The organism is Simplicispira sp. GW247-4R2A, from assembly GCF_059424465.1.
This window is the reverse complement of sequence record NZ_JBWKZM010000048.1, coordinates 1-5307: the sequence shown is the minus strand read 5'-3', so window position 1 is coordinate 5307 and position 5307 is coordinate 1. Positions and strand designations below refer to the sequence as shown.

Annotated in this window: 1 protein-coding gene, 2 tRNA genes and 2 rRNA genes; all 5 read right to left on the bottom strand. The window is 51.6% G+C overall.

Going from position 1 to position 5307, the window contains the following annotated elements; all coding sequences use genetic code 11:
• Positions 1-105: 105 nt before the first annotated feature.
• Positions 106-2987: ribosomal RNA gene (locus tag AC07ZH_RS20360) — 23S ribosomal RNA — on the bottom strand.
• A 35-nt stretch (positions 2988-3022) separates the two neighbouring features.
• Complete coding sequence (locus AC07ZH_RS20355) at positions 3023-3202, bottom strand: hypothetical protein (protein WP_147414738.1); 180 nt, start codon at positions 3200-3202, stop codon at positions 3023-3025.
• Between the two features lie 124 nt (positions 3203-3326).
• A tRNA-Ala gene (locus tag AC07ZH_RS20350) sits at positions 3327-3402 on the bottom strand.
• A gap of 47 nt (positions 3403-3449) precedes the next feature.
• Positions 3450-3526 (bottom strand) — tRNA-Ile (locus tag AC07ZH_RS20345).
• A gap of 107 nt (positions 3527-3633) precedes the next feature.
• A 16S ribosomal RNA gene (locus AC07ZH_RS20340) occupies positions 3634-5166 on the bottom strand.
• Together the 16S and 23S rRNA genes with 2 tRNA genes alongside form the textbook arrangement of a ribosomal RNA operon.
• Between the last annotated feature and the right edge of the window lie 141 nt (positions 5167-5307).

Sequence of the window (5307 nt, the reverse complement as noted above, 5' to 3'; positions counted from 1 at the left end):
TGAGCGCGGCTCAGCCAGGCGAATTCATAGAGTATGGAATCAGGGGAATTTTTGTATTGCGTCTGTTGGCATAACAGTCGGCTTTGATGAATTTATCAAAGTTATAGGGTCAAGCCGCACGAGCAATTAGTACTGGTTAGCTTAACGCATTGCTGCGCTTCCACACCCAGCCTATCAACGTCCTGGTCTAGAACGACTCTTCAGGGGGGTCGAGCCCCCGGCAGATCTCATCTTGAAACGAGTTTCCCGCTTAGATGCTTTCAGCGGTTATCTCTTCCACACTTAGCTACCCGGCGATGCCACTGGCGTGACAACCGGTACACCAGAGGTGTGTCCACTCCGGTCCTCTCGTACTAGGAGCAGGCTTCCTCAAATCTGCAGCGCCCACGGAAGATAGGGACCAAACTGTCTCACGACGTTTTAAACCCAGCTCACGTACCTCTTTAAATGGCGAACAGCCATACCCTTGGGACCGGCTACAGCCCCAGGATGAGATGAGCCGACATCGAGGTGCCAAACACCGCCGTCGATATGAACTCTTGGGCGGTATCAGCCTGTTATCCCCAGAGTACCTTTTATCCGTTGAGCGATGGCCCTTCCATACAGAACCACCGGATCACTATGTCCTGCTTTCGCATCTGCTCGACTTGTCAGTCTCGCAGTTAAGCACGCTTATGCCATTGCACTATCGTCACGATGTCCGACCGTAACTAGCGTACCTTCGAACTCCTCCGTTACGCTTTGGGAGGAGACCGCCCCAGTCAAACTGCCTACCATGCACTGTCCCCGATCCCGATAAGGGACCTGGGTTAGAACCTCAAACACACCAGGGTGGTATTTCAACGTTGGCTCCACAAGATCTAGCGACCCTGCTTCAAAGCCTCCCACCTATCCTACACAGATCTGTTCAAAGTCCAATACAAAGCTACAGTAAAGGTTCATGGGGTCTTTCCGTCTATCCGCGGGTAGATTGCATCATCACAAACATTTCAACTTCGCTGAGTCTCTGGAGGAGACAGTGTGGCCATCGTTACGCCATTCGTGCAGGTCGGAACTTACCCGACAAGGAATTTCGCTACCTTAGGACCGTTATAGTTACGGCCGCCGTTTACTGGGACTTCAATCAAGAGCTTGCACCCCATCATTTAATCTTCCAGCACCGGGCAGGCGTCACACCCTATACGTCCACTTTCGTGTTTGCAGAGTGCTGTGTTTTTATTAAACAGTCGCAGCCACCGATTTTTTGCAACCCCTTTGGGCTCGCCTTGTACAGGTTCACCTACTTGGGGCATACCTTCTCCCGAAGTTACGGTATCAATTTGCCGAGTTCCTTCTCCAGAGTTCTCTCAAGCGCCTTAGAATACTCATCTCGCGCACCAGTGTCGGTTTGCGGTACGGTCGTCAATAGCTGAAGCTTAGTGGCTTTTCCTGGAAGCAGGGTATCACTCACTTCGTCTGCAAGCAGACTCGTTATCACCCCTCATCTAAGCCCGGCGGATTTGCCTACCAGGCACGACTACAGGCTTGAACCAACATGTCCAACAGTTGGCTGAGCTAACCTTCTCCGTCCCCACATCGCACTATTGATCGGTACAGGAATATTGACCTGTTTCCCATCAGCTACGCATCTCTGCCTCGCCTTAGGGGCCGACTCACTCTACGCCGATGAACGTTGCGTAGAAAACCTTGCGCTTACGGCGAGGGGGCTTTTCACCCCCTTTAACGCTACTCATGTCAGCATTCGCACTTCTGATACCTCCAGCACCCATTACCAGGCACCTTCACAGGCCTACAGAACGCTCTCCTACCACGTGCAATAAATTGCACATCCGCAGCTTCGGTAACTGGCTTAGCCCCGTTACATCTTCCGCGCAGGACGACTCGATCAGTGAGCTATTACGCTTTCTTTAAATGATGGCTGCTTCTAAGCCAACATCCTGACTGTTTTAGCCTTCCCACTTCGTTTCCCACTTAGCCAATTTTAGGGACCTTAGCTGGCGGTCTGGGTTGTTTCCCTCTTGAGTCCGGACGTTAGCACCCGGTGCTCTGTCTCCCAAGCTGTACTCGTCGGTATTCGGAGTTTGCATAGGTTTGGTAAGTCGCCATGACCCCCTAGCCTAAACAGTGCTCTACCCCCGACGGTAATACTTGAGGCACTACCTAAATAGTTTTCGGAGAGAACCAGCTATTTCCAAGTTTGTTTAGCCTTTCGCCCCTATCCACAGCTCATCCGCTAATTTTGCAACATTAGTCGGTTCGGACCTCCAGTACCTGTTACGGCACCTTCATCCTGGCCATGGATAGATCACTTGGTTTCGGGTCTACACCCAGCGACTATGTTCGCCCTATTCGGACTCGATTTCTCTACGGCTTCCCTATTCGGTTAACCTTGCCACTGAATGTAAGTCGCTGACCCATTATACAAAAGGTACGCAGTCACCCCTTTCAGGGCTCCTACTTTTTGTAAGCATGCGGTTTCAGGATCTATTTCACTCCCCTCCCGGGGTTCTTTTCGCCTTTCCCTCACGGTACTGGTTCACTATCGGTCGATGATGAGTATTTAGCCTTGGAGGATGGTCCCCCCATATTCAGACAGGGTTTCTCGTGCCCCGCCCTACTTGTCTGCAGCCTAGTACCACACGTTGGCTTTCGCATACAGGGCTATCACCTGCTATGGCCGGGCTTTCCATCCCGTTTTGCTAACCATCGTGCTATCACTGCACGGCTTCTCCGATTTCGCTCGCCACTACTTTCGGAATCTCGGTTGATGTCTTTTCCTCGAGCTACTGAGATGTTTCAGTTCACCCGGTTCGCCTCAATAACCTATGTATTCAGTTAAAGATACCTATTGCTAGGTGGGTTTCCCCATTCAGATATCTCCGGATCAATGCTTATTTGCCAGCTCCCCGAAGCTTTTCGCAGGCTATCACGTCTTTCGTCGCCTATCATCGCCAAGGCATCCACCACATGCTCTTAGTCACTTGACCCTATAACTTTGACAACTCTTATCGAGTTACCTCCATTACATTGCCGGACTTGCAAGGTCTTTCACCTTGCGCGTTATGCCGTAATCGACTTCCAGCTCTTTCGAGCCTTCATCGTAATTACATTTGAATTTCCAAACCAAAGTTTGAATATTCGTTTTGACGCAATCAAAAATTCTTGTTGCTGATGGCACGGCGCATCTTTCGATGCTTTCCATCAGCAACGCTGATTCGACTCTATGAATTTTTAAAGAACAGCCGATTGATCGATCTATACCGATCAACAACAAAGTAGCCTTTCGCAAAGCCACTTTGGTGTTGAGTACCCGAACCGTTGTGGGTTGGTGGAGGATGACGGGATCGAACCGACGACCCCCTGCTTGCAAAGCAGGTGCTCTCCCAGCTGAGCTAATCCCCCCAGGAATCGCATTGTCGTGTCGCCCCAATCTTTTAGCCCGCAGCACTTGGTGGGTCTGGTTGGTCTCGAACCAACGACCCCCGCCTTATCAAGACGGTGCTCTAACCAACTGAGCTACAGACCCAAGCCGGCCCCTCAAAGCACCGCACAGTTCACACTGCACCGCGCTTTCGCGACTTCTTCCAACAACCGATAAGTGTGGGCGTTCAAGGCCTTTGGCCAGTTTTCCAGAAAGGAGGTGATCCAGCCGCACCTTCCGATACGGCTACCTTGTTACGACTTCACCCCAGTCACGAACCCTGCCGTGGTAAGCGCCCTCCTTGCGGTTAGGCTACCTACTTCTGGCAGAACCCGCTCCCATGGTGTGACGGGCGGTGTGTACAAGACCCGGGAACGTATTCACCGTGACATTCTGATCCACGATTACTAGCGATTCCGACTTCACGCAGTCGAGTTGCAGACTGCGATCCGGACTACGACTGGCTTTATGGGATTGGCTCCCCCTCGCGGGTTGGCAACCCTTTGTACCAGCCATTGTATGACGTGTGTAGCCCCACCTATAAGGGCCATGAGGACTTGACGTCATCCCCACCTTCCTCCGGTTTGTCACCGGCAGTCTCATTAGAGTGCCCAACTAAATGTAGCAACTAATGACAAGGGTTGCGCTCGTTGCGGGACTTAACCCAACATCTCACGACACGAGCTGACGACAGCCATGCAGCACCTGTGTTATGGCTCTCTTTCGAGCACAATCGCGTCTCTGCGATCTTCCATACATGTCAAAGGTGGGTAAGGTTTTTCGCGTTGCATCGAATTAAACCACATCATCCACCGCTTGTGCGGGTCCCCGTCAATTCCTTTGAGTTTTAACCTTGCGGCCGTACTCCCCAGGCGGTCAACTTCACGCGTTAGCTTCGTTACTGAGAAAGTAAATTCCCAACAACCAGTTGACATCGTTTAGGGCGTGGACTACCAGGGTATCTAATCCTGTTTGCTCCCCACGCTTTCGTGCATGAGCGTCAGTGCAGGCCCAGGGGATTGCCTTCGCCATCGGTGTTCCTCCGCATATCTACGCATTTCACTGCTACACGCGGAATTCCATCCCCCTCTGCCGCACTCTAGCTATACAGTCACTAATGCAGTTCCCAGGTTGAGCCCGGGGATTTCACATCTGTCTTATATAACCGCCTGCGCACGCTTTACGCCCAGTAATTCCGATTAACGCTTGCACCCTACGTATTACCGCGGCTGCTGGCACGTAGTTAGCCGGTGCTTATTCTTACGGTACCGTCATGAGCCTTCTTTATTAGAAAAGACCTTTTCGTTCCGTACAAAAGCAGTTTACAACCCGAAGGCCTTCATCCTGCACGCGGCATGGCTGGATCAGGCTTTCGCCCATTGTCCAAAATTCCCCACTGCTGCCTCCCGTAGGAGTCTGGGCCGTGTCTCAGTCCCAGTGTGGCTGGTCGTCCTCTCAGACCAGCTACAGATCGTCGGCTTGGTAAGCTTTTATCCCACCAACTACCTAATCTGCCATCGGCCGCTCCATGAGCGCAAGGCCTTGCGGTCCCCTGCTTTCATCCGTAGATCGTATGCGGTATTAGCACAGCTTTCGCTGCGTTATCCCCCACTCTCGGGCACGTTCCGATGTATTACTCACCCGTTCGCCACTCGTCAGCCACCGAAGTGCTGTTACCGTTCGACTTGCATGTGTAAGGCATGCCGCCAGCGTTCAATCTGAGCCAGGATCAAACTCTACAGTTCGATCTTGTGTTTTTTGCCTCTCTCGAGGCTACTCAAAATTAAGAATTGAAGTGAACTTCACTTCTCTCTCATGAGCGTTTGAAAGCTTTTTACAGCCCTCGAAGCCTTTGACAGCTTCTTTTTGTTCCAAAGAACTTTAGG

Coding starts and splice junctions, on each gene's coding strand:
- AC07ZH_RS20355 (WP_147414738.1), bottom strand. CDS start 3,202: ATGGAAAGCATCGAAAGATGCGCCGTGCCATCAGCAACAAGAATTTTT.